Here is a 21190-nt window from a genome sequence, read left to right as displayed (position 1 = left end):
CTCCCATATAGTTCCATGCGTTGTAGATTTACAGTGACCAAAATCGACCGGTTTCGTACACTGTCTAACAAATATGTACGAAAGTGAGTGAAATTAATTTCGGACATGCATTATAATGTGTACACTTATTTCGTACAGAAAATTTCATTATGTCACGAATTTTTGCCTATTGTCGGGTCTCTACTCTGGAGCAGACCACCGAAAATCAACGTCGGGAAATCGAAACCGCGGGTTTTAGCGTCAGATCCCAGCGAATAATCGAAGAACAAATCAGTGGCTCGGTAGCGGCCTGTGAACGTCCAGGTTTTAACCGGTTGCTTGACCGTCTGGAAAATGGTGATGTATTGATTGTCACAAAATTGGATCGTCTCGGTCGTAATGCGATGGATATCAGGAAAACAGTGGAGCAACTGGCCGAATTAGGCATTCGGGTGCATTGTTTGGCATTGGGTGGCGTTGATTTGACCAGTCCAGCAGGAAAAATGACGATGCAGGTGATTTCAGCGGTCGCTGAATTTGAACGTGATCTTTTACTCGAGCGCACTTATTCGGGGATAGCGAGAGCGAAGGATGCAGGAAAACGCTTTGGACGCCCACCGGTATTAAATGAAGAACAAAAACAGAGGGTACTCGAACGAATTCAGTCTGGTGTAAGCATAAGTGCAATTGCCAGGGAATTCAGAACCACACGGCAAACAATTCTGAGAGTTAAAGCAAAACAGCAAATACCTACTGTTTAAAAAATGGTCTTAGCGTGGGATATTTTCCGTTTTCCAAGCGGACCCCTATTATATTAAAAATGGTGAATCTTCCTCTTGGGTTGGAATAAATGGAGTCTTTTTTGTAAATAAATGTCATGTTTTTATGTTTTATTTAAATATTGTGTCATTTATCTTGTTGTATTGGTTTTTATATTTATTTGATATTTAAACTTTTGTGCAATTTGTTAAAAAAAAGACTTGATTTAGAGATGCTCCCATTCAGAGGATAAGATTATTCATTAATTGTCCGCGTTGTTAATGGCGCGATTCGCGCATGAATAGCCCGATTAATTATTTATATCCCGAACCTCTGACTGGAGAAATTGAAATTCACGGGCCTGTTAAGCCTGAAAGGGCAAAAATGGACTTCCCGGCAAAACAGGATCTTCCTTTACCAGGCCTGCCTAAACAACCCCTGTCGGCAGAGGAAGCTGCCCGCTTTGAACCGGTACGGTCAGCAGTGGCGCTGGAGCAGGCCATGAAAAACCAGATGGACTGGCTGACCGCCTGGCGTATCAACCGCTACGCTGCTCAGTGCGCCGTTTTTCCATGAAGCTCCCAACCGTGATGCGAACAAAGCCCACTACGAGCAGAGTCAGCAGGCGCAGGAAGCAAAGCAGCAGGCGGTGTTAAAGCAACGGAAAGCCCAGCGGACGGCTTTCGCTTTGAACGGTGGGCGGGGAGAGCCCCCGGTGTTAGTCCCGGGAATACCGGATTTTGACCCGGAAATCGCCCAGAAGCAGTTGCGGGAAGCGGCAGCGGAATTTAGCCGTGACTACCGGGGAGACCGGCGTGAGATACACAGTATGAAGCAATTTGTTGTCGATGACATTCTGGGCAACGCCCTTTATCTGTTGAGCAGTGATGATGAGGATAAGGAATATCAGCAAATGAAACGGGTGGGAGAGGCGTTGGTCAAACGGCTTTTCCGGTCTGTCCCGACGGGAAAAACGGGTCAGCCAGAATCCCCGGAGTCATTACTGGTGGCCCTGTATGACAATCAGGTGCATGATTCCCGTGCCTGGTTTATGTACTCGACGCTGGATACGCGTGAGCCGGAAGGCGGTTATTTCCGTTACCGGGTGATTTACTTCGGCAAGATGTGTAATAAATCCCTGTCGCTTTTAACGGTGGGCGGCAATGTGGTCGGGGCTGAGTCACCGGTTGGCAGTGACTTGTTTCTCTTCAAACGGAAAAAAGTCGGCAACATGGTGGCGGAGGCCATCGGCGAAGTTCACTCCACTCAGCTGGAAGTAAGTGCCCACGATTTATCCACCGGAGAATTGATCACCATGTTACCAGACGCGGAGCAGACGAAAGCGTTCACCCATAATGTGGGCGAGGTGATGAGTCAGCAGAGGCAGTTTATTGACGCGCGGCGATTGCAAATTGGCAAAGAGAAGCTCAAAGCGCGTTGGGCAGGGAGGACGCTGGAACCGTCTCCGCGAGGGGGACCTGAGAAATGAAGAATGCTGTCCGCCAATGGAATGGTGTTGATATGGTATGAGATTGAATAAGAAATACCTTATTTATTTTATTGGCTGTCGTGGTTATTTATGTCTTATGGCAGTGATATTTCCCTACCCTTTATTACCCTTTTCTAATCTAAGAAGGAAAAGAAAATGACAACTGAAATATTAAAAAATATGCAGACCCGTTGTGTTGGGTGTTATCTGATTGATATTCCCATGGCATTTGAAAACATCATCAATACTGGAATATTCATTGATAATGCAAGAGTAGAAACCAAGCGTTTGCATTTATCCACATTTGAACAGCGGATACAATTAAGAGAGCAGAAATTAAGGGCGACCAGAACTGCCGATCTGAAAGATCTGCCTTTTTTAAAAAAGGTTCATCATCTCCAGGGGAACTTATACGGTGTTATTTTTGACAGAAATAACAATGTCAGTGAACCCGGTTTTATTCGGGTATTAGAAGCTCATTTATATGATAATGGTGTTGCTTTTATCATAGAGATGAAATTTATAGAAATCTCAGATGACAAATACAATTATTCAAAAAAACTTTATATAAAATCTGGGATGACCGAAAGCCAATATAAAATGCTTTCTCAAACTTTGGACAAAATGCAAAGGCTTCTTCCCAGAATCAGTGGTAGAAAGGATAGAGAAATTCCGACAATGGCAGGAATCTGTATCCCTGATGGTTTTATTGCCAGTCATAATAATGATGATGAGAAAGTGAATATGACTTTTGTCTATCAGGGAAATGAGGATAACCATTTCACATTCGGTATTGAAATAATTAATGACCTTAAAGAAGGTTCTTTATTTGAACGTATTGGTGAAGCTGAAAGGGATTGGTTTGTTAATTGTGGTAGGGTAATAAGGAAGAGGGAAAGAGAAATAAACGGCATTCATGGAGAGGAGTTATTAGCCGTAGGTCTGCAACCTTTTGATAGTAATCCTCGGTATCGATTTGATTTTATTATCAATGACATGGTGGTGGATGAAGAAAAAACTTGTGTTGGTATTATGTTAATGAATTATCAGTTACCTTCAACGCCATATACTGAAGATGAGCTGATGATGTTGTGGGATGCAATAACGAAAACCTTTCGTAAAAGACCGAACGCTTTCGGATAGCGATATGTCTGGCATTATTTTTTTAGGTGGTGAGGCTAATGAGTGAGAAAAAACATTCTCGTTAATTTAACGAGCTATTTAGAAAGGTGATATCAGGCTACGGCTATTTTTTCTCTGATTATTTTATCTCCTTTCTTCTTATTTATTCTGAACCCGTAACGGTATTTTTTAATCACCGGACATTCGTTCAGTTTTACCAAATCTGGCGTAAATACTTCCCGGCGACGTTTTGCCTCCGGGGGAAGCGGTAGGGTATCTCAGTGCACGGTATCCGTCACGTACTCCCTTTTTCATCGGCAGGTAAAAACATTGCGGCCGGATATTACGCTATTTCTTATCAAATTAACTCAATGAATTATAAGGAATTTATTTTTATTATGAATAATATTGTGACTAAGGCTTTGCCGCTGCCTGACTGGTATCCGCAAGCTTTCTCTCATTTGGGGGCAGAAGAGTATGCCATTGTGTGCCAAATCTGGCAGCGCGAACCTGTGCTACGTAAACTGGCTGCTGAACTTGATAAATATCATCCACCGAAGGAGATGCGTTGCATTCCCAGTAGCTGTCATGAAGTCAGGTTTATGGGACTGATGGAATCTACACATCCAGAATACTATTGCCGACTCTGTCAGCATCACCACTCTTACTATGCTGGTACACCATTTCATCAACTTGATAATAATCAGCAGGCCCGTTTATACGCTGTTTTGGTAACGCTCTGGGGCTGCTGGCGTATTGAAGAGGCGATGTGGATAAGTGGTTGTTATTATAAGAAATCCTGGAGATGCTACTGCCAGAGGCTGAAGCCGGTTCTGATGCTGATTGGTAAACGCTCGGTGACACCGAATCCCCGTTATTTGCTGGGCTTCATGCCGGGCCAGCAAGGAATTCATTGCCCGGCATGCCGGTCATCACAGTTAAGCTACGTTGAAGAGATGCCTGCGGGTAATCCAATGGTCCACTGTGAAACGTGCCAGCACCAGTTTGTTATCTACCCGGAAGTTCCTAAGGGGATTGATCCGTTTGCCGAGAATACGCCGGATGATGAGGTACCGGTGCCTGATTGGTTCCAGCGATTATTTGCGCATACCACGCAAGCGCAATACCAGCATTTAAGATGTGTCTGGCAAAGAGAGCCGATACTGCGGGCGCTGGCTGATCGTCTGGATGAACAAAATCCGTCCTTGGGGGGAGTATATGAATGTCCCTGGTGTGGGAACCGGCGTTTGACAGCTTACGTTAGGGAGCATCAGCATGATGAATATTATTGCCGGGCCTGTGATAAGGCGTTTTCTGCCAGTGTCGGTTCGGTGTTTTATCGATTGCAGGAGAAATATTACTATCGTCTGTATTCCGTGTTGGTCATGCTGTGGACGCAGTGGCGGCCTGCGAAGGCTCTGGTAATTGGTAAACTCAGAAAGTTGGAAGTGTTTAACTACTATCGTAAACGGCTACAGCCGCTGTTTGATGAACTGGGTGATCAGCCTATTACACCGTATCCCCGATATATGTCAGGATTTAAGCCCGGAAGGCAGGGGGTTTGTTGCATTCATTGCCAATCTGCGAATTTGGATATCGCGGGGGTAGTCACCACCCCGGATAATCCAAATATCTGTTGTTTGGATTGTGGAAGTAAGTTTAGGTTGCATGTCTGGCGCTGGCAGTTTTTACCCGATGCACCGTAAAATGCTATTTGATCCCTTTTGTCAAAATGGGATCAATATATTGTTTCAGCGGTAGCCTTATTAATCAATTAAGGCTGCCGCTATCATTATCAGTAATTGAAAATTATGTGAATAGTTTGATAATAAGATTTTTAAGTCAATAAAAATTTTTCTGGTACATAATGATGAAAATTATTCGCCAGACAATATTCTTCCAATTGTTTACTGGAATTAATACCTATCTTGCTATATATTTTAGCCATATATGTTTCAACAGTATGATTAGTAATGTTCAATCTCTGTCCAATCTGTTTTCTGGTGTATTTTTGTAAAAAGAAGAAAATAATATCCCACTCAAGTTGAGTAAAAAGATCCGTTGGTGGTTGGAGTATAATGGATGATGGTAAATTTTTATGATATTGATGTAACTGGGACAATGAATATTCTTTGGCTTTCCATCCATGGAAAAGGATTCCGATACATTCGCTTTCATCATTATATAATGGGAGTTTTTCCTGAAAATAAGATGATAAAATTTTTTCTTTTCCGTATGCATGTGTTTCAAGTGAGCATATTCTTCCTTTTTTTGTCATTACATTTTTATCATGGGCAATGAATTCTTTTGCAAACTTAGCGCCATCCCAAGGAATTTCATCATCAAAAATCCCTTCATAATCAAATGAGTCGGAAAGGTTTTGGATGTTTTTAAACGCTTGATTACCATAAAGAAAGCATGAATTTTCATCTTTGATTCCCCACGGTTCGTTACTGATTTCCATTGTGTTAATAATCTGAGGTGATATCGTATAGCTTTTCATAGAAACTCCGTCATAATTTTAAATAAACATTCTGCTTTCTTCCTGTACAAATCTTTCTGGCATATAGAGATTATAATCATTAAGGCGACAATATTCTCCTAATTGATAACAGGAATTAATGCCAATCTTTTTATATATCCGTGCCATATGGATTTCAACAGTACGATAGGTGATATTTAATATTTGGTTCATCTGTTTACTGGTATATTTTTGTAAGGAGAGGAAAATAATATCCCATCCCGGTTGGGTAAACAAATCAGTCGGTGGTTGGAATATAATAGATGCAGGGAGTTTGCCATGGTATAGACGGGTTAATGAGAAATATTGAGCTTCCCATTCATGAAAAATAACTCCTATACACTCTTTTTTATCGTTATATATTGGATGTTTTTCACAAAAATGAGATACCAGAAATTTATCTTTTCTATACCAGTGTGTTTCAAGTGAACATACTCTTTGCCCTTTGGTCATGGCACTTTTATCATGATTTCTGAATTCTTTTGCAAACTCATAGCTATCCCAAGGAATTTCGTCATCAAAAAATCCTTCATAATCAAATGAATGTGGAAGATTTTGAATATACTTAAATGTCTGGTTGCCATAAATCCAGCATGAGTTTTGATCTTTTATTCCCCAAGATTCATTATTTTGCTGCATGGTATTGATCACTTGAGGTGAAATAACTAGCTTACTGGTTTTACTCATGATTCAGCCCTGTGATATCTAAATATTCAGGAAAATTGTGGTGTGATATTGCTGGGATTTTCTCTTATATTTGACATAGTAACTCCTGAGTCTTGATTTAAATTATCATCTGACATTTTTATTTGCCGATTACGCTTCAAATGAGCTGTTCTATAATAAAGGATAATAGCTTTATCGTCAAAAAACGTATATTTGTTAATTGATTTTTTACTATTTGATGATGCGATTTTCAATAGTAATTAATATAACTATATATATTGTTTTATATGAAAATTGTTTTAATTGTTTGTTAAAAAAATGGTCTGGGCCGTTGCTGTACTTGCTGTTGCATTTAATATTACTCATCTTCTTGCTGAGAAATATGTGTTATCAATAATAAATAATTGCAGATTATGTCAGAAATCACCAATATTCGCTTTGTTGTCAATTGATAAATTATTATTTTCCCTAATGCTTAATAGATATTTTACTAAACTTTTTTATTTACTCTGATTTGTAATTAAATAGTAAATATGGACAGTGTTCTGAAAAAACGAGAATTTTGAACACATTTTTAATGTGACCCAAAAGGTAAACGAAGCGAATCACCATGCTTTTCGCGGGAAGCCCCTTCCTTTCAGGTAGGGGAGGATGTCAAATCATTACACTTATCGCCAGTTTGGACGGGTATGCGACCAGCAGAGGCACGTGATCGTGTTCGCCCTCCATCCGAGCTGAAGGCATCCCGTCGTTGTTCTATCATTTGTCCGTAAGAGCCTGCGTCGGTACTTAATGCCCACAGAGGCCAGCGTAAATCCGTCATATCGACGGTTGCGGCCTGTGAAGTGGGAAGCATTACCCTTTAGGGCGGTGAGCAGTCACGATAATAAAAATCTTTCTGGTACATAATGATGAAAATTATTCGTCAGACAATATTCTTCCAATTGTTGACTGGAGTTAATACCTATCTTGCTATATATTCTGGTCATATATTCTTTAACAGTACAATAAGTAATATTTAATCTCTGTCCAATCTGTTTTCTGGTGTATTTCTGTAGAAAGAAAAAAATAATATCCCATTCACGTTGAGTAAAAAGATCCGTTGGTGGTTGAAATATAATAGATGCAGGTAGCTCATTATAATATTGATATAGATGGGTCAATGAATATTTTTTGGCTTCCCAACCGTGATACATAATTCCTATGCAGTTACCATCTTCATGATAAAAAGGCATTTTTTCACAAAAATAAGATGACAATATTTGCTCTTTTCCATATATATGTGTTTCAAGTGAGAATATTCTTCCTTTGTTTTCTATCACTTTTTTATCTTGATAAATGAATTCTTTTGCAAATTCAGCTCCAGCCCAAGGAAGTTCATGATCAAAACGCCCTCCGTAATCAAATGATTCCTTAACATTATGAATAAATTTTTTTGTTACAGAATTACCGTAAATAAAACATGAAGAACTATCTTTGATTCCCCATGGCTCATTGCTTAATTCCATTGTGTTAATAATTTGAGGTGATATTTCATAACTCTTCATAAAAACTCCGTGATGGTTTGAAATTTAAACAAATATTCTGCTTTCTGGCACATAGAGATCATAATCATTAGAACGGCAATATTCTTCCAGTTGATAACAGGAATTAACACCAATCTTTTTATATATCCGTGCCATATGGGTTTCAACTGTGCGGTAGGATATATTTAACATCTTGCCCATTTGTTTACTGGTATACTTGTGCAAGGAGAGAAATATATGATTTTTCTTCTTTCATTACTTTTTGAGTATGGTGAATATGTTCCTTTGCAAACTCAGCTCCATCACAAGGGAGTTCATCATCATAAAGCCTCTCAAAATCAAATGAGCCTGAGAAATTCTTGAGAGATTTTAATGCCTGATTTCCATAAATAAAGCATGAAGAACTATCTTTCACTCCCCTCGGCTCATTGCTTAATGCCATTGTGTTGATAATTTGAGGTGATATTGCATAGTTCTTCTTCATAAAAACGCCTTTATAATTTAAGATTTAAAGAAACATTCTGCTTTCTGGGTGCACAAATCTTTCTGGTACATAGAGATCATAATCATTGAGGCGACAATATTCTTCCAATTGATAACAGGAATTAACGCCAATTTTTCTGTATATCCGAGCTATATGGGTTTCAACTGTGCGATAGGAGATATCTAGCATCTTGCCCATTTGTTTACTGGTATACTTGTGTAAGGAGAGGAAAATAATATCCCATTCCCGTTGAGTAAATAAGTCAGTTGGTGGTTGGAATAGAATAGATGCCGGGAGTTTACCGTGATATAAACGGGTTAATGAGAAATCTTGGGCTTCCCATCCATGTAAAAGAACTCCGACACATTCTTTTTCATCATTATATAGTGGGTATTTTTCGATAAAATAGGATGACAGGAATGTATCTTTCCCATATATATGCGTCTCAAGTGAGCATATTCTTTTTTCTTTTTCCATTACGCTTTTATCGTGAATAATGTATTCTTGTGTAAACTCAGCCCCATCCCAGGGGAGCTCATCATCATATAATCCTTCATAATCAAATGAATTTGGAAGATTCTGAAGAATTTTCACCCCTGAATTACCAAAAATCCAGCATGAATTCCTATCTTTGATTCCCCAGGGTTCATTACTTTGCTGCATTGTATTAATCACTTGAAGTGAAATAGTGAGCTTATTGATTTTACTCATGACTAAATCCTATTGTACAGTTAATGATTAGTGGTTTAAATCTATAATTCCCTACTACCAATAGTGAAAAATCTTTCAGGAACATAAAGGTGATAGTTATTTTTCTTGCAGAAATCTTCTAATTCCATATGGAGTGGTAAATTAAATTTCTGATAAATCGACTGAATATGATTAATAACATCTTCTGTGCTGATCATTAATTCTTTACTGATGCTTTCTTCATCTTGTGAACGCAGGGTCAGAAAAAGAACTTCCCACTCGGTTTGCGTCAGTATGTTGTTAGGTGGTATAAATTGCAGGGTTGACGGAGATGTTTTTTCATAATAGTAAGAAACAGAAAAATCCTGGGTTTTGTACATATGCAAAATAATCCCGATGCAATCACCCTTTTCATCACAAAGGGGATATTTGTCACAAAGATAGGTTTGTTTAAGGTTATGCTCTCCAAGCAGATGGGTTTCTAGTGAAGTGACCCGTTGCATAGTTTGAATAGCTTTTTGATCCTGACGGTAGAATTCTTCTGCATATTCGGCGATAGGCGAGGGTAATTCACCGGCAGAAAGCCCGATAATATCAAAATCTTTAGGAAGGTTAAGTAGTTGATAAAAAGCAGAATTCGCATAAATAAATCTTGATTGCAGATCTTTGGCTCCCCAAGGTTCATTACTTCTGTCCCACATTTGAGTTAATTGTGGTGTGATATTACTGGGGTTTTTTCTTATGTTTGACATAACAGCTCCTAAATCTTTATTTAAATTATTATTTGAAAATTTTGTTTGCCGATTACGCTTCAAGTGGGCTGTTATATAATAGAAGATAATAACTTTCTCGTCAAAAATCGTATATTTATTAATTGATTTTTTACTATTTAATGATGTGATTTTAAATAAGTGGAAATATAACTTCATTTATTATTTTATACGAAAATTGTTTTATGGCTTGCCGAAGAAATGGTCCGAGGCTGTGGCTGTGCTCGCTGTTGCACCTGATATCTGGCGTCTTTTAGCGATAAAGCGTGTGTTATCAATGGTAAAAAAGTGCAGATTGTGTCCGAAGTCATCTGTAGCCTCTTTAAGTTGTTAATGGATAAATAATTATTTGTCCTAATGCTTGATAGCCATTTTACTAATCTGTTTTATTTACCATTATCTGTAATAAAGAGCAATTATTAACCGTGTTCTGAGGAAAATGATAGTTTTTGAACACATTTCTAATGTAACTCGAAGAGTGAGATAAGCAAATTACTCCTCTTGTATTAAGTGTATATTTGGGGGTTTATATGCTATCTGTTTTTACTGTTCATTTAAAAGCATGGTTTACAGCAATTATTTTTATTTAAATAAGTAGTAAATACTTAATAGTGAGCCTAATATTAAGTTTTGCAATATAGCTGCACTTTGTACACCAATTGGTTGTACTGACTCAGCATGAGTCATGCTACTCAATTAAAGGATTACTTTAAAAGGTTCATTGAAGTATTTAATACGATTCCAACTTGTGTAAGAATAACTAAACTCCTGTACCTAGATGTAACATTTCAAACAACAATCATCTCTCTTTCTATATCGGAGAATTTGCTGTGCTTTGCGGGGTTTAACGTTTTAGCACAGCTATTTTTTTAGTATTCCGCACCCAGTGCGGGCCCAGGGGAAAAGCTGTAACAACATAAAAACATTGGTCTGATAAATAGGAAGCGGATATGAGCGCGGATATGAGCATAGTACCTTGTATAACCAAACTGAGGAAGGAAACAGGAATGATCGAAAGACACGACTGGCATAAAGCTGATATTATTGCGGCGCTGAAAAAACGAGGAACATCGTTGGCGGCAGTTTCAAGAGAAGCAGGGCTTGCATCATCTACTTTATCGAATGTTTTACATCGCCCATGGCCCAAGGGTGAGCGGATTATTGCCACCATTTTGAATTGTGAGCCATCTGAAATATGGCCAAGCAGATATTCTAAGTAAATTATTATTTGTAAAAATTTACTTGGACTTCTCATAACAAAGTTAATGAGAAGGGAATTCAATGTCTGAGGTACGAGCAGAATTTTTCACGAATGAAAGTTCTCTTTGTACATCAGGCATGATTTTGATAGGCAGGTTTTTTGCATATATTGAATAAAGTGCGGTGGTATTTTGCAAGGATGAAAATTTATTTATCTTTAAACAAAGAATACAGTCGGATTAAGTGTGATCTGGTAACATGCTGCACTTATCCGACTCTTCGCCATTATTGGGTACTGATATAATATTGTGTCTTTATTTTACGGTGTTAACTGAGTTAAACCGGAGATCACCTTTTCAAGATACTGACGAGGGCAACCCAAGTTTATCCGAATTATCCGTCAGCGGCTGCGTTACAGGGATAACAAAAATTAGTCTATTTTTTGTATAAAAATATAACATCTTGTTTTTGTTATTATCTTATTTAATCAACCCCCAATTTAGTTGTTTGGTTGATTATCAACACTAAGTATGTAGTAATAAATTTATGAAGTTACATAAAGCTGATGTTCGGTTATTGCCATTGCAAGACTGTATTCAATATCTGCCGTCTGAATTTGGCGCAATGTTTCCTGTTTAGGCCGGTAAGGTAACAGATATTCCTGACACTGTGGAAAAGTAAGACATTGCGGTATCGGGCAAAGCGTTGTGGTTTTTTCATTAATTATGATGACACTATCAATAATATCCGGCCAATACCGCTGCATCTTTATTCCCCCGACGATTGCAGTCGGAGCCAACGGAAATAATAGTGATATATTTGTATAATTATCATAAACGTATGCATTTTCCCACTGATGTGTATCTTCAAGTTGATATTCATTAAGTTTTCGGCTTTGTGCATGAGTTAATAAATTCAATAACCAGGGGTGTACACCAGGTTGCTGTCTGGCAAGTGTCTGCATCAATAAGATCAATATATCCAGTGGGAGATAAAGGGTTCTGCCGGCAAGAGAAAACCCCGATAACTGTTCCTGAAAGGCCTGCAAAATAATATATGAGAGAGCCAGATTATCGGCATATTGCGCTAATTGTATGCCCTGCCCAAGAATAGGGGGATAATACTGTTTATCTGATAATAAAGGCGGTTGGCTGGCAATAATATAATGTTTTTTCTTTTTATTACGACTGAATATGGATTGTTTTATTAATACTCCTTCCTCATTGAGATACCACCAAGAATAAGGTCGCCAGCCAAGATCACTAAAATTTATGTGAGTCAGCACAACCCGGAGATGAAAAACTTCATGGTCTTCCTTTTGTTTGTCAGTAACGAATTTGCTGACACCCGCGCGTGGAAAAAAGATATTAGGACTGGCATGGGGTAAAGTGACAAATATTTTCTTTGCACAAAGAAAACGTTGCAATGTTATCTCATTCCAACCTAATAAAGACCATATTTTGTGTGATAATGTATCCGGCAGGGTTGGAAAAAGCAGAGATTTTTGATTATTTATCTGTGAAATAACTAACCGACGATAAATTATATTATTCATGTTTTTTTATTCCTTTATCAAGTAAATCTCTCTGAGATAAATACCATTGCAAAGAAAATAATAATAAGATACCAACCACCAGGTAATAAGTGGTTTTCAGGGAAAAGAGTGATAATAATGCCCCAGCACCTAATGAAAATGTTATCTTAGACAATGAAGCAATGGATGTTCTTAGCATAATAAATTTGCCGACATCCTGTTTTTCAGGTACCTGATTACATTTCACTTGAATACATATAATGTGACAGGTAATAAACAGTGTTGCACAAAATAACAATGCAGCTACCAGATATTTATTCTCTGTTCCAGCCATTAATACAATTATGATTGCACTGATTAACAGCGCATGATTAAGAATAAATTTTTCTCCGACTATTTTTCGCGACAGAAGTAACCCAGAGATAAACCCCGCTATCATACAACTAATATTGAGTGATGCGTAAAAATTCGCCCCTGATTCAGTAAGAGTATCAGCTAGTGGTGGTAAAGAGGTATTAATAAATTGAAATGCACCACTGGAAGGAATGGAAAATAATAATATTTTTCTTAATTCCTGTCGGTTAAATACATGAACGAGATACGTTTTATCCAGTAGTTGTTTCTGTTTTTTATCGGTATGAACTATTGTTGGTATCACTGATAGAGTAAAAGAAGTAAAAAAGCCGGTCACTATTGTACTGACGGCATAAAAAAAACCAGCAATAAATAAGCCTGAATTACCGGCATCCAATGTGAGAAATACCCCTCCCAATGCCGCCCCCGATGTTTGCGAAATCTGAATATTTGATGCCGAAATTTGCAACATTTTACTGCCATCCTCCGATGTAAAATTATCCCGGACAATACGGTTTATCGACGTTTTATTGAACATCTTCACTAGAGATAAAATACTTTGTACAGTTATAACTGCCAGCATGAGTAGTGTAGGTTGTGTTGCTGAAAATAAAAAAAACAGCGGCAGGCAGAATGCTGACAGAGTGAGGATGCCATTACTGACAGTGAGTTGCCGGGCAGGGTTTTTAGTATCAGCAAATGAAAGAAGAAAAAAACCCATAATTGCGGACGGAAGGTACCCTGCTATTATCGTGAAACTGACAGCTAACGGACTGTGTGTGATTTGGAAAACCAACCAGAGAATAATCACACTTTGCATCCCTTCAGCTAAGGCAGAAAAAGCCGTATAGGTTTGGAACCCTATAAATTTTTTCCGCAATAACTGTTGATTCTTCATTGTACTTCTCGCTTAACATGCGTTGATGGGGAAGATTCTGACAATTGATTAATCAAATTATGAAATTCAGCCAGACTTTGACATGAGGCGAATGCCAAATAGCGAAAGTCGTGAGCACCAGTACGTGTCATTTTATGGCGTGTTTTTTCTAATTCCGATACAGCAACAACATTTGGTAAATGTAATAAATCTGATGCGCTGTGCCCCTCTGGATAAACACCAATAACCCCAGAATAACCGTGATAATCCTGTGATGGTATATTATTAATTGGGCGCAGTAACCAACTCAACAACCAATTGTGAATAATCATCATCACGGGTTACATACCGGCAATAAGCATGAGGGACAAGGTGTGTCAGCTTCTGTTTCTGTAAATATTTATCCCGAAAATATAAAGTATTACGATAATCTTTAGGGCCAGGTAATTGCAACATATCGCATAATACCGCCGCCGTAAATACACCGTCTTCGTTGCCTGTAACAATACCTATAACTGTATGTAAGGAAACGTTTAATACACACCGCAGAACTTCTTGTGCATCTTCCAGATTTTTAACTCTATAGTACTTCGTGCCATTAAGGGCAGGTTTAACTCTTTCCACTATATGAATAATCTGATATCCCTGACGGGCTAAAGCTGTCGCAATACCTTCACGATATCCTAATACAATACTGCCTCTTGGTAAATGATATTGAGTAATTTGCTGGCAATTCCCCGGCACCTGAATGCCGGTAATACAGATAAATAACTGAACGTTAAATTATTGTCTTCTTGCTCAACTAATACAGCCGCAACAACCTGATTATCATATTTAGCCATTCTCCAATAAATTAGCTTCTCCATAATACTGACAGGCGTTTCATTTAGTGCTGTCGGCATAAAATCAGTCACAAATGGCAGATAAACGTCTTGCAAGAGTGCCAATATTCCCTTGATATCTTCCTCAGTCGGTATAGAGAAGCTGATCGTTATTTCTGACATTATTCGTTTCCAGAATTAACCTGCTTAACAACCATAAACAGTTGGCTTTCATATAAAATTGCCAATTTCCCCTCAAATTGATATTTATCCACCAGCATTTTTAATCTTCCGATAAATAACTCACCGTGGGCAGCTAAAGCGCGTTGCACTTGAGTCGATGAACGACTCATCCCGATAAATGCTTCGTCGGGAATAGTCATACTCCAGTGGGTATTGAGTGTAATATGGAGGGCATTTTCATGCAGGAATGCAGTATTCAATTCCTGCGCATAATCAAAATCCCGATAGTGACGGCGATAGTTAGGGCTTAATTCTTCCAGCAGATTTTCATACTCATTAAGAAATTCACTATGCCGGTAATCTCGGTTATTTTGCAGGACCGCTATGATGCCATTATCTGCCAGACTGTTTCTGACCAGATTTAATACTGTTGCCCGAGCCATCCATTGAAAAGATTGTGCTGCCATGATCAGGTCAGGATTACCCACATTGGCGAGATGCTGTTCAGCACTGCCATGTAACCAACTGACCCATGGCAGTTTCTGTTTACCGGTGTCGATCATATCCTGCGAAATATCAATGGCAGTGTAGTGGTGTTGTTGACCAAGCAGATTTGCCAGCCCTTCGAGAGCAATGCCGGTTCCAGCACCAATATCGACAACAGACAGTGCCCTGTCTTTAGGTAGCCAGTGGCAAATTTCACGGAAAAGTGCCTGCGGGTAACGAGGGCGGTAGCGATCATAACTTTTAGCCAAACCATCAAATTTTTCTTTATGCTGTGTCATATGATCCTCTGCTCCTTCTCTTTGGGTGATGGGTTTTCGGGCAATTGATTAAAAATGTAATTGAGTCGTCCACCTGCGCGGACAACCGCCAACATTTGTTCGGATGGTGGATAAAAATCCGCTAATGACGTTTCAGCGATAAAACGGCCTTCGTTAATTAAGCATTCAACAGTTAATCCTTCACGAAAACCTTCAATGTCAGCTTCAATCGCTAACAAGCCAAGATTCCATGCGTTGCGGAAAAAAATCCGCCCGAAAGCGGGAGCAACAACCATAGGTATACCTACTGCTAATAAAGTATTCACCGCCTGTTCCCTTGAACTGCCAATACCAAAAATACCATTACAGACAATGATATCTCCCGTAATCATCCTGACACGTTGATTTTTGATGGGATCCCTTTTTGCAAAATCGTTTTTTTGATCAATCATGCCATTCAAGCTCCGTAATCAGCGGCACCCTGCCATGTAATGCCACATTTGCTGCAACTAAAGGCGATGAGAGATAAATTTCCGCTTCAGCATTGCCCATACGCCCTTGAAAATTCCGGTTCATCGTTGAAAGAACTCGTTCCCCTTTAGCGGGAATGGTACCTTGTGTGCCAACACAAGCCCTACACCCGGGAGAAGTCACCAGAGCACCCGCAGAAACAATTTTTTCAAGCAACTTGTTGGTAAGGGCCAATAAGAATTAAATGGCCTCTGGCGATAATGATTTTTTCGTATAACTGTTTAATTGTTAAAGACTCTGATCTGGCCATCTTTTCAATAATTGCCCGACGGCTTTGATTTCCATTAGAAACAGGAAGCTCTGGCAGAGGTTGATTAATATCGTAGCCTGATAAATCAATACCACCGAGCAAATCAGATAACATGCTGAGACCAAATTCAGGGTGAATAAGCGCCTGCAAGTCGTTAAATTTCTTTTTGGCACTCTCTTCATCAGCACCAATAAAAAAGCACAGCCCCGGCATAATTAAAATATTGTTATAGTGCCTTTTATATTGACTGAGCCGGGATTTTAAATCGCTATAAAATGCTTTTGCTAAATTCATATCAGGCTGTGCAGTGAAAACTAATTCAGCCGTTCTGGCTGCCAATTCTTTTCCCGGTTCTGAAGAACCAGCCTGTACAATAATGGGGTGCCCCTGAGGAGGATGGGAAATATTTAATGGCCCTTTTACGGAGAAATATTGCCCCTGAAAATTTAATTCATGGCATTTTGATGGATCATAAAAAATACCACTCTGCTTATCACGGGGCAGAGCATCATCATCCCAGCTATCCCATAATCCAGTCACAATGTCCCAGGATTCAGCCGCCTGGAGGTATCGTTCATCATGCTCAGGATGTTGAGCAAAACCGAAGTTTTTCGCTGCATGAGATTTAGACGAGGTCACCAGATTCCAGCCAGCGCGTCCACGGCTAATATGATCCAACGAAGCAAATTCACGGGCAATATTAAATGGATGTTTATAGGTGGTGGATGCGGTAGCAACCAGACCGATATGTTCAGTCACCATTGCCAATGCTGATAAAAGAGTCATAGGTTCGAATACGACTACTCGGCTACCATAACCCCGTTGATCATCCTGAAAAACTGAAGGTGTATCAGAAAGAAAAATTAAATCGAGTAAACCTTTTTCTGCTATACGAGCCATATTCAGATAATGCCCGATATCTTGTGCCGCTTGCGGATTAACATCAGGGTGACGCCATGCAGCCGGGTGATGCCCAGTACCATAAGTAAGATAAGCACCAAGCACGAGTTGTTTCTGGTTACTTTCCATTATATTTTCCTTTATAATACTTGTCGTCTTTTAATTTTCCTATTTTCTGGCAGCAGTCACTGTTTTTATAAACACACGGTTATCTATGCTCCCGGGAATGCGCTCTTTTGCCACCACGATGCAACTCGAAATCCATAGGTTATATATGTGAGAATATATTTTCTTGATAGAAAAATATTAAAACTCAGGCATCAAGATGCATAAGGAATAAGATTGATGACTTTTTTTATACTTATGCAATCTTTCTCTACTTCTGCAGAACGCCCATACTTTAATATTTCGTGAGATACATGTTCCATTGCTTTATAAGCCGTTCTGAGCATATGGTTGGCATAAATAATAATATTAAAACCTGCTTCGCTCAGATCATTATGATAAGTTGCTGAATAAGTCGTTGGTACGCATATCAGTGGTAATCATCACAAAATAAAACAGGGGTTCAGATAATATTAACCCGGCGGCGATCTACATCGTCACAAACCCAGAGTTTATGCGGTTTTCAGCGGTAAGAGGGGTTAACCCTCTGTTATAGCATGTGGCCTAATTCATCAATAGCGCATCAGGCGAAATCAGCGCCGGACAAACGCAAATCAACGTTCACGATACGCTGAACAATATTGGATTGATTGACGGCGGCCTGATTTTAATCAGCATGACCGTATCGATAGCAGGGCGGCCATTATTGTGGCAATACAACGGGGCAACGAGTTCGCGGGTGAATTCAAAATCCAGGGCGGCATCAACTTGACGAACCAGATGATTTTTGAGCACCAGTTCATCAAGTGAGAGGGTTTCCAGTGAGAAAGTCTGGAGAGGGGGGACTTAACATGGCGGCAAGCTCTGTCTGGTGAACGGAATTTAATTAAAGTAAAGTGCTGGGTAAAAAACCAGCACTTTGTCAATAATCTGTTTAGTCTATGGTGTTAACTGAGTTAAACCGGAGATCACCTTTTCAAGATACTGACGAGGGCAACCCAAGTTTATCCGAATAAACCCTTTTCCCCTATCGCCAAAATTCCGTCCCATTGAAACGGCTATTTTCGCTTTCTGTAGCAAGGCCAGCTGGAGAGCATCATCATCCAGACCTAAAGTGCGACAATCCAACCAAGCCAGGTATGTGCCTTCTGCTTTGGTCATTCGGCACCAAGGGACAGTATGCGCTATAGCTTGCTCCAACCAGCGACGGTTCTCAGCCAGGTGCTTTTGTAGCTCATCAAACCATAGACTTCCATGTTGATATGCTGCTGTGGCCGCAGTCATCGATAGCGAGTTAAATACATCTAATCCGTGGGCGTTTAATCGATCGTTAAAGGCACGTCGAAAACCGGGATCTGGAATGAGAAAGTTCGATATACGAAGTGATGAGAGTCCAAATGTTTTACTTGCTGAGGTAGCGGCAATGATGTTGCTATGCCATTCGTTCCCCAGATGCAGTACTGAGGTGAATGTTTTCCCAGGTAAAATCAAATCAGCCCAAATTTCATCAGAAATTACCGTTGCACCGTACTTTTTACAGAGCGTCAATAACCGGGTCAACTCGTCGCGATCCCAGCATCGGCCAGTAGGATTGTGTGGGTTACATAACAGGAGCAAAGGCGGTCTGTGTTGCTCCAATATCTGCTCTAAATGATCATAGTCAATTTTATAACCGTCCAGACTTTCAAGGAGTGGATTTTCAATAACCACTCTGTCGTTCATGGTGATGATTTTAGCGAATGAGCCATAATAGGGACCTTGTACCACGACGCCTTCACCCGGTTTACTGAGCATCTGGATCAGCAAAGCCAGCCCGGGTATGACACCTTCTATTGAAGTGAACCAATCCCGGCATAAGGTTAACTGATGACGTTTTGAAAACCAGTCTATTGCTGCCTGGTAATAGTTATCGTCGCGTTCGCTATAACCGAAAATACCATGGTTGACTCGGGTGTGTAGTGCTTGCTGGATTTTTTCCGAACATTGGAAATCGAAATCAGAAATCCACATTGGCAGAAGATCAGTTTGGTTCAATTGCAGGTAACGATCCAAAAAGTCCCATTTAACAGAGCCCGTATTGTGGCGATCGATGATTTGATTGAAATCATGCGGTTTCATGTTGGCTTTCCTTATTCTTCAGGGAATGTTCCGGTGCGACTCTTGCAATACCGAAACCAGTAAAGCCATAAATGAGTGCAAAAAAGACGGCGGCGTAGCACTGGATAGCCCAGGGCAGCAGCTCAAGCGTACTGACACCCAGAGTCGTCGCCATGTAAATGCCTGCGGCAGTCCATGGGATGAGTGGCTCAATGACGGTACAGGCATCTTCTATTGTCCGTGACAGATTTTTATTATCCAGGCCCATGCGGCGATAGGCACCTTTAAAGAGTTCTGCCGGGATGAGGAGAGCCAGTTTTCCATCACAGGTGGCACCGGTCACAAGGATGGTTGTGGCTACGGTTGCCGCGATAAGTTGCCCGGTTGTGTGAACAGCTTGCAGAAGCCGGTTAATGATGAGGGTCAGGGCACCTGTGAGCGCCAAAGCACCGGCAAACGAGAAGGCACAAAATACCAGCAGGATGGTGCTCATCATTGAGAACATGCCACCGCGATTGAGCAGACGTGGGACGTCGCTAACGACTCCAGTGATGTTGTGCCCCTGCTCAGAGAACATTGAGAGATTGAAGCCATCTATCAACGCATTAAGGCCCTGTTTAAGTGTAAATCCCTGAAGACCTATGCCGATCGCAATAGCCAATGCACATGCAGCCAACATAACGGGTATCACCGGACGTTTTGTTATTGCACCCCACAAAACCAGTATCGGTGGCAAAATCAGTAATAAATTGAAGTGATACAGGCTTTCAAGAGATTGAATGATGTCTGTGACTTTTTCAGGTGTTGCGATGTTACCTACTGAGCTTGTATGACCAGCGATAAGATAAACAGTCGCCGCTAAAATAAAGCTTGGGATAGTGGTATACATCAGGTGTTGGATATGGCTGTAAAGGTCGGTGTCGGCGACGATGGCGGCGAAATTAGTTGAATCAGATAAAGGTGAAATTTTATCGCCGAAATATGCACCTGAAACAACCGCACCTGCGGCGGCAGCCAAAGGTACATCAAGACCTGCCGCGACCCCCATTAGGGCAATACCCACGGTTCCGGCTGCACCCCACGATGTACCGGTGCAGACTGAGATAATGCTCGTGATAAAGAAGGCAGCAATGAGTATATATTGCGGGCTAATCAGTTTTAATCCCCAGTAAACCATATAAGGTATGGTTCCGCTGATCATCCAGGTTCCGATTAGTCCCCCTACGCAAATCAGTATCATGATCACCGGCATTGCTTTGGCTAGCTTTGCCACAATGGAATCAATAATGTCATTCCAGCGGTAGCCTTGCCAATACGCAAAGGCAGCCGCTATTCCTGCTGATACGAGTAATAAGGGCTCAATGCGCAGTCCCAGTTGACCATAGCCAATAACCAGAAGTAGGAGCATTGCTACGATCGGTAGCATAGCTAGTCCCAGATTAAGCTTTTTTTTGTCATCCATTTAAAATCCCTGTTTCGGATATGTTATTGAGAAAGAATAATAAATTTTTTTCGAATGGAATGTGAGAGGTGTGACTTGTCCATGTAATCGGTTTCATGAAGTGTGA

General features: G+C 40.2%; 24 protein-coding genes and 2 pseudogenes. 6 read left to right on the top strand and 20 right to left on the bottom strand.

The features are described from left to right. The first annotated feature begins 149 nt into the window (after positions 1 to 149). The 5 genes from C5470_RS18630 (at position 150) to C5470_RS18615 (ending at position 5055) form a co-directional block, all read left to right on the top strand. Positions 150 to 740 carry a recombinase family protein gene (locus C5470_RS18630; protein ID WP_166291188.1) on the top strand — a complete coding sequence of 197 codons (591 nt, stop codon included), beginning with the start codon at positions 150 to 152 and terminating at the stop codon, positions 738 to 740. Positions 741 to 1035: 295 nt separating this feature from the next. Then, a complete protein-coding gene (locus C5470_RS22970; protein ID WP_242688132.1) occupies positions 1036 to 1314 on the top strand; it encodes a hypothetical protein in 279 nt (92 codons plus the stop codon). Next, positions 1289 to 2227 carry a T6SS phospholipase effector Tle1-like catalytic domain-containing protein gene (locus C5470_RS18625; RefSeq protein ID WP_422631088.1) on the top strand — a complete coding sequence of 313 codons (939 nt, stop codon included), beginning with the start codon at positions 1289 to 1291 and terminating at the stop codon, positions 2225 to 2227. The genes C5470_RS22970 and C5470_RS18625 overlap by 26 nt, the downstream gene beginning before the upstream one ends. Before the next feature lie 156 nt (positions 2228 to 2383). Continuing rightward, positions 2384 to 3370, top strand: a complete 987-nt coding sequence (locus tag C5470_RS18620) for a T6SS immunity protein Tli4 family protein (RefSeq protein ID WP_166291186.1) — start codon at positions 2384 to 2386, stop codon at positions 3368 to 3370. A 377-nt stretch (positions 3371 to 3747) separates the two neighbouring features. Then, on the top strand, positions 3748 to 5055 hold the full coding sequence (locus C5470_RS18615) for a hypothetical protein (protein WP_166291184.1): 1308 nt from the start codon (positions 3748 to 3750) through the stop codon (positions 5053 to 5055). A 131-nt stretch (positions 5056 to 5186) separates the two neighbouring features. Here C5470_RS18615 and C5470_RS18610 read toward each other — a convergent pair whose 3' ends face one another. From C5470_RS18610 to C5470_RS18585, 8 genes and pseudogenes are all read right to left on the bottom strand, one after another. Continuing rightward, positions 5187 to 5852 (bottom strand): helix-turn-helix transcriptional regulator, encoded by a 666-nt coding sequence (locus C5470_RS18610; RefSeq protein WP_166291182.1) that lies wholly within the window; start codon positions 5850 to 5852, stop codon positions 5187 to 5189. Positions 5853 to 5870: 18 nt separating this feature from the next. Continuing rightward, on the bottom strand, positions 5871 to 6557 hold the full coding sequence (locus C5470_RS18605; RefSeq protein WP_166291180.1) for a helix-turn-helix transcriptional regulator: 687 nt from the start codon (positions 6555 to 6557) through the stop codon (positions 5871 to 5873). Positions 6558 to 7193: 636 nt separating this feature from the next. Continuing rightward, positions 7194 to 7327 (bottom strand): annotated as a pseudogene (locus C5470_RS23815) (transposase); the annotation flags it as partial. Positions 7328 to 7414: 87 nt separating this feature from the next. Next, a complete protein-coding gene (locus tag C5470_RS18600) occupies positions 7415 to 8083 on the bottom strand; it encodes a PAS and helix-turn-helix domain-containing protein (protein WP_166291178.1) in 669 nt (222 codons plus the stop codon). Between the two features lie 24 nt (positions 8084 to 8107). After that, positions 8108 to 8254, bottom strand: coding sequence for a helix-turn-helix transcriptional regulator (locus C5470_RS23810; RefSeq protein ID WP_422631087.1), 147 nt, complete (start codon positions 8252 to 8254; stop codon positions 8108 to 8110). Between the two features lie 13 nt (positions 8255 to 8267). Then, positions 8268 to 8546 (bottom strand): hypothetical protein, encoded by a 279-nt coding sequence (locus C5470_RS23805; protein ID WP_422631085.1) that lies wholly within the window; start codon positions 8544 to 8546, stop codon positions 8268 to 8270. A 24-nt stretch (positions 8547 to 8570) separates the two neighbouring features. Continuing rightward, a complete protein-coding gene (locus C5470_RS18590) occupies positions 8571 to 9257 on the bottom strand; it encodes a helix-turn-helix transcriptional regulator (protein ID WP_166291176.1) in 687 nt (228 codons plus the stop codon). 41 nt (positions 9258 to 9298) lie between these two features. Beyond that, on the bottom strand, positions 9299 to 9988 hold the full coding sequence (locus C5470_RS18585; protein ID WP_166291198.1) for a PAS domain-containing protein: 690 nt from the start codon (positions 9986 to 9988) through the stop codon (positions 9299 to 9301). 968 nt (positions 9989 to 10956) lie between these two features. Here C5470_RS18585 and C5470_RS18580 point away from each other — a divergent pair. Further along, on the top strand, positions 10957 to 11226 hold the full coding sequence (locus tag C5470_RS18580) for a helix-turn-helix domain-containing protein (protein ID WP_278249203.1): 270 nt from the start codon (positions 10957 to 10959) through the stop codon (positions 11224 to 11226). A gap of 524 nt (positions 11227 to 11750) precedes the next feature. On the opposite strand, the gene C5470_RS18575 is transcribed toward C5470_RS18580, so the two are convergent. From C5470_RS18575 to nhaC, 12 genes and pseudogenes are all read right to left on the bottom strand, one after another. Further along, positions 11751 to 12761: a hypothetical protein gene (locus tag C5470_RS18575; RefSeq protein WP_166291174.1), complete on the bottom strand. Its 1011-nt coding sequence runs from the start codon at positions 12759 to 12761 to the stop codon at positions 11751 to 11753. After that, the gene (locus C5470_RS18570) at positions 12754 to 13992 is read right to left on the bottom strand and encodes an MFS transporter (RefSeq protein WP_166291172.1); all 1239 of its coding nucleotides are present in this window, start codon (positions 13990 to 13992) and stop codon (positions 12754 to 12756) included. The genes C5470_RS18575 and C5470_RS18570 overlap by 8 nt, the downstream gene beginning before the upstream one ends. Then, on the bottom strand, positions 13989 to 14306 hold the full coding sequence (locus C5470_RS18565) for a hypothetical protein (protein ID WP_166291170.1): 318 nt from the start codon (positions 14304 to 14306) through the stop codon (positions 13989 to 13991). Before C5470_RS18565 ends, C5470_RS18570 begins: the two co-directional genes overlap by 4 nt. Further along, positions 14257 to 14715 (bottom strand): ATP-grasp domain-containing protein, encoded by a 459-nt coding sequence (locus tag C5470_RS18560; protein ID WP_207627043.1) that lies wholly within the window; start codon positions 14713 to 14715, stop codon positions 14257 to 14259. The genes C5470_RS18565 and C5470_RS18560 overlap by 50 nt, the downstream gene beginning before the upstream one ends. Continuing rightward, positions 14655 to 14975, bottom strand: a complete 321-nt coding sequence (locus C5470_RS18555) for a GNAT family N-acetyltransferase (RefSeq protein ID WP_166291168.1) — start codon at positions 14973 to 14975, stop codon at positions 14655 to 14657. Before C5470_RS18555 ends, C5470_RS18560 begins: the two co-directional genes overlap by 61 nt. Further along, a complete protein-coding gene (locus C5470_RS18550) occupies positions 14975 to 15760 on the bottom strand; it encodes a class I SAM-dependent methyltransferase (RefSeq protein ID WP_166291166.1) in 786 nt (261 codons plus the stop codon). Before C5470_RS18550 ends, C5470_RS18555 begins: the two co-directional genes overlap by 1 nt. Next, positions 15757 to 16191, bottom strand: coding sequence for a 3-isopropylmalate dehydratase small subunit (locus C5470_RS18545; protein WP_166291164.1), 435 nt, complete (start codon positions 16189 to 16191; stop codon positions 15757 to 15759). Before C5470_RS18545 ends, C5470_RS18550 begins: the two co-directional genes overlap by 4 nt. Beyond that, complete coding sequence (locus C5470_RS18540; protein ID WP_339916966.1) at positions 16184 to 16393, bottom strand: aconitase family protein; 210 nt, start codon at positions 16391 to 16393, stop codon at positions 16184 to 16186. The genes C5470_RS18545 and C5470_RS18540 overlap by 8 nt, the downstream gene beginning before the upstream one ends. A gap of 25 nt (positions 16394 to 16418) precedes the next feature. Continuing rightward, positions 16419 to 17549: an LLM class flavin-dependent oxidoreductase gene (locus tag C5470_RS18535; protein ID WP_242688127.1), complete on the bottom strand. Its 1131-nt coding sequence runs from the start codon at positions 17547 to 17549 to the stop codon at positions 16419 to 16421. A 639-nt stretch (positions 17550 to 18188) separates the two neighbouring features. Next, positions 18189 to 18347: pseudogene (locus C5470_RS18530) on the bottom strand (transposase); the annotation flags it as partial. 117 nt (positions 18348 to 18464) lie between these two features. Beyond that, positions 18465 to 19643, bottom strand: coding sequence for a MalY/PatB family protein (locus C5470_RS18525; protein ID WP_166291162.1), 1179 nt, complete (start codon positions 19641 to 19643; stop codon positions 18465 to 18467). Beyond that, a complete protein-coding gene (nhaC, locus tag C5470_RS18520) occupies positions 19630 to 21084 on the bottom strand; it encodes a Na+/H+ antiporter NhaC (RefSeq protein ID WP_166291160.1) in 1455 nt (484 codons plus the stop codon). The genes C5470_RS18525 and nhaC overlap by 14 nt, the downstream gene beginning before the upstream one ends. Positions 21085 to 21190 lie beyond the last annotated feature (106 nt).

The sequence above is a fragment of the Photorhabdus stackebrandtii genome, assembly GCF_011189495.1.
In the GTDB taxonomy this organism is placed as follows: domain Bacteria; phylum Pseudomonadota; class Gammaproteobacteria; order Enterobacterales; family Enterobacteriaceae; genus Photorhabdus; species Photorhabdus khanii.
Note: the sequence above shows the minus strand (reverse complement) of the source record. Positions and strands in the feature narration are given on the sequence as shown.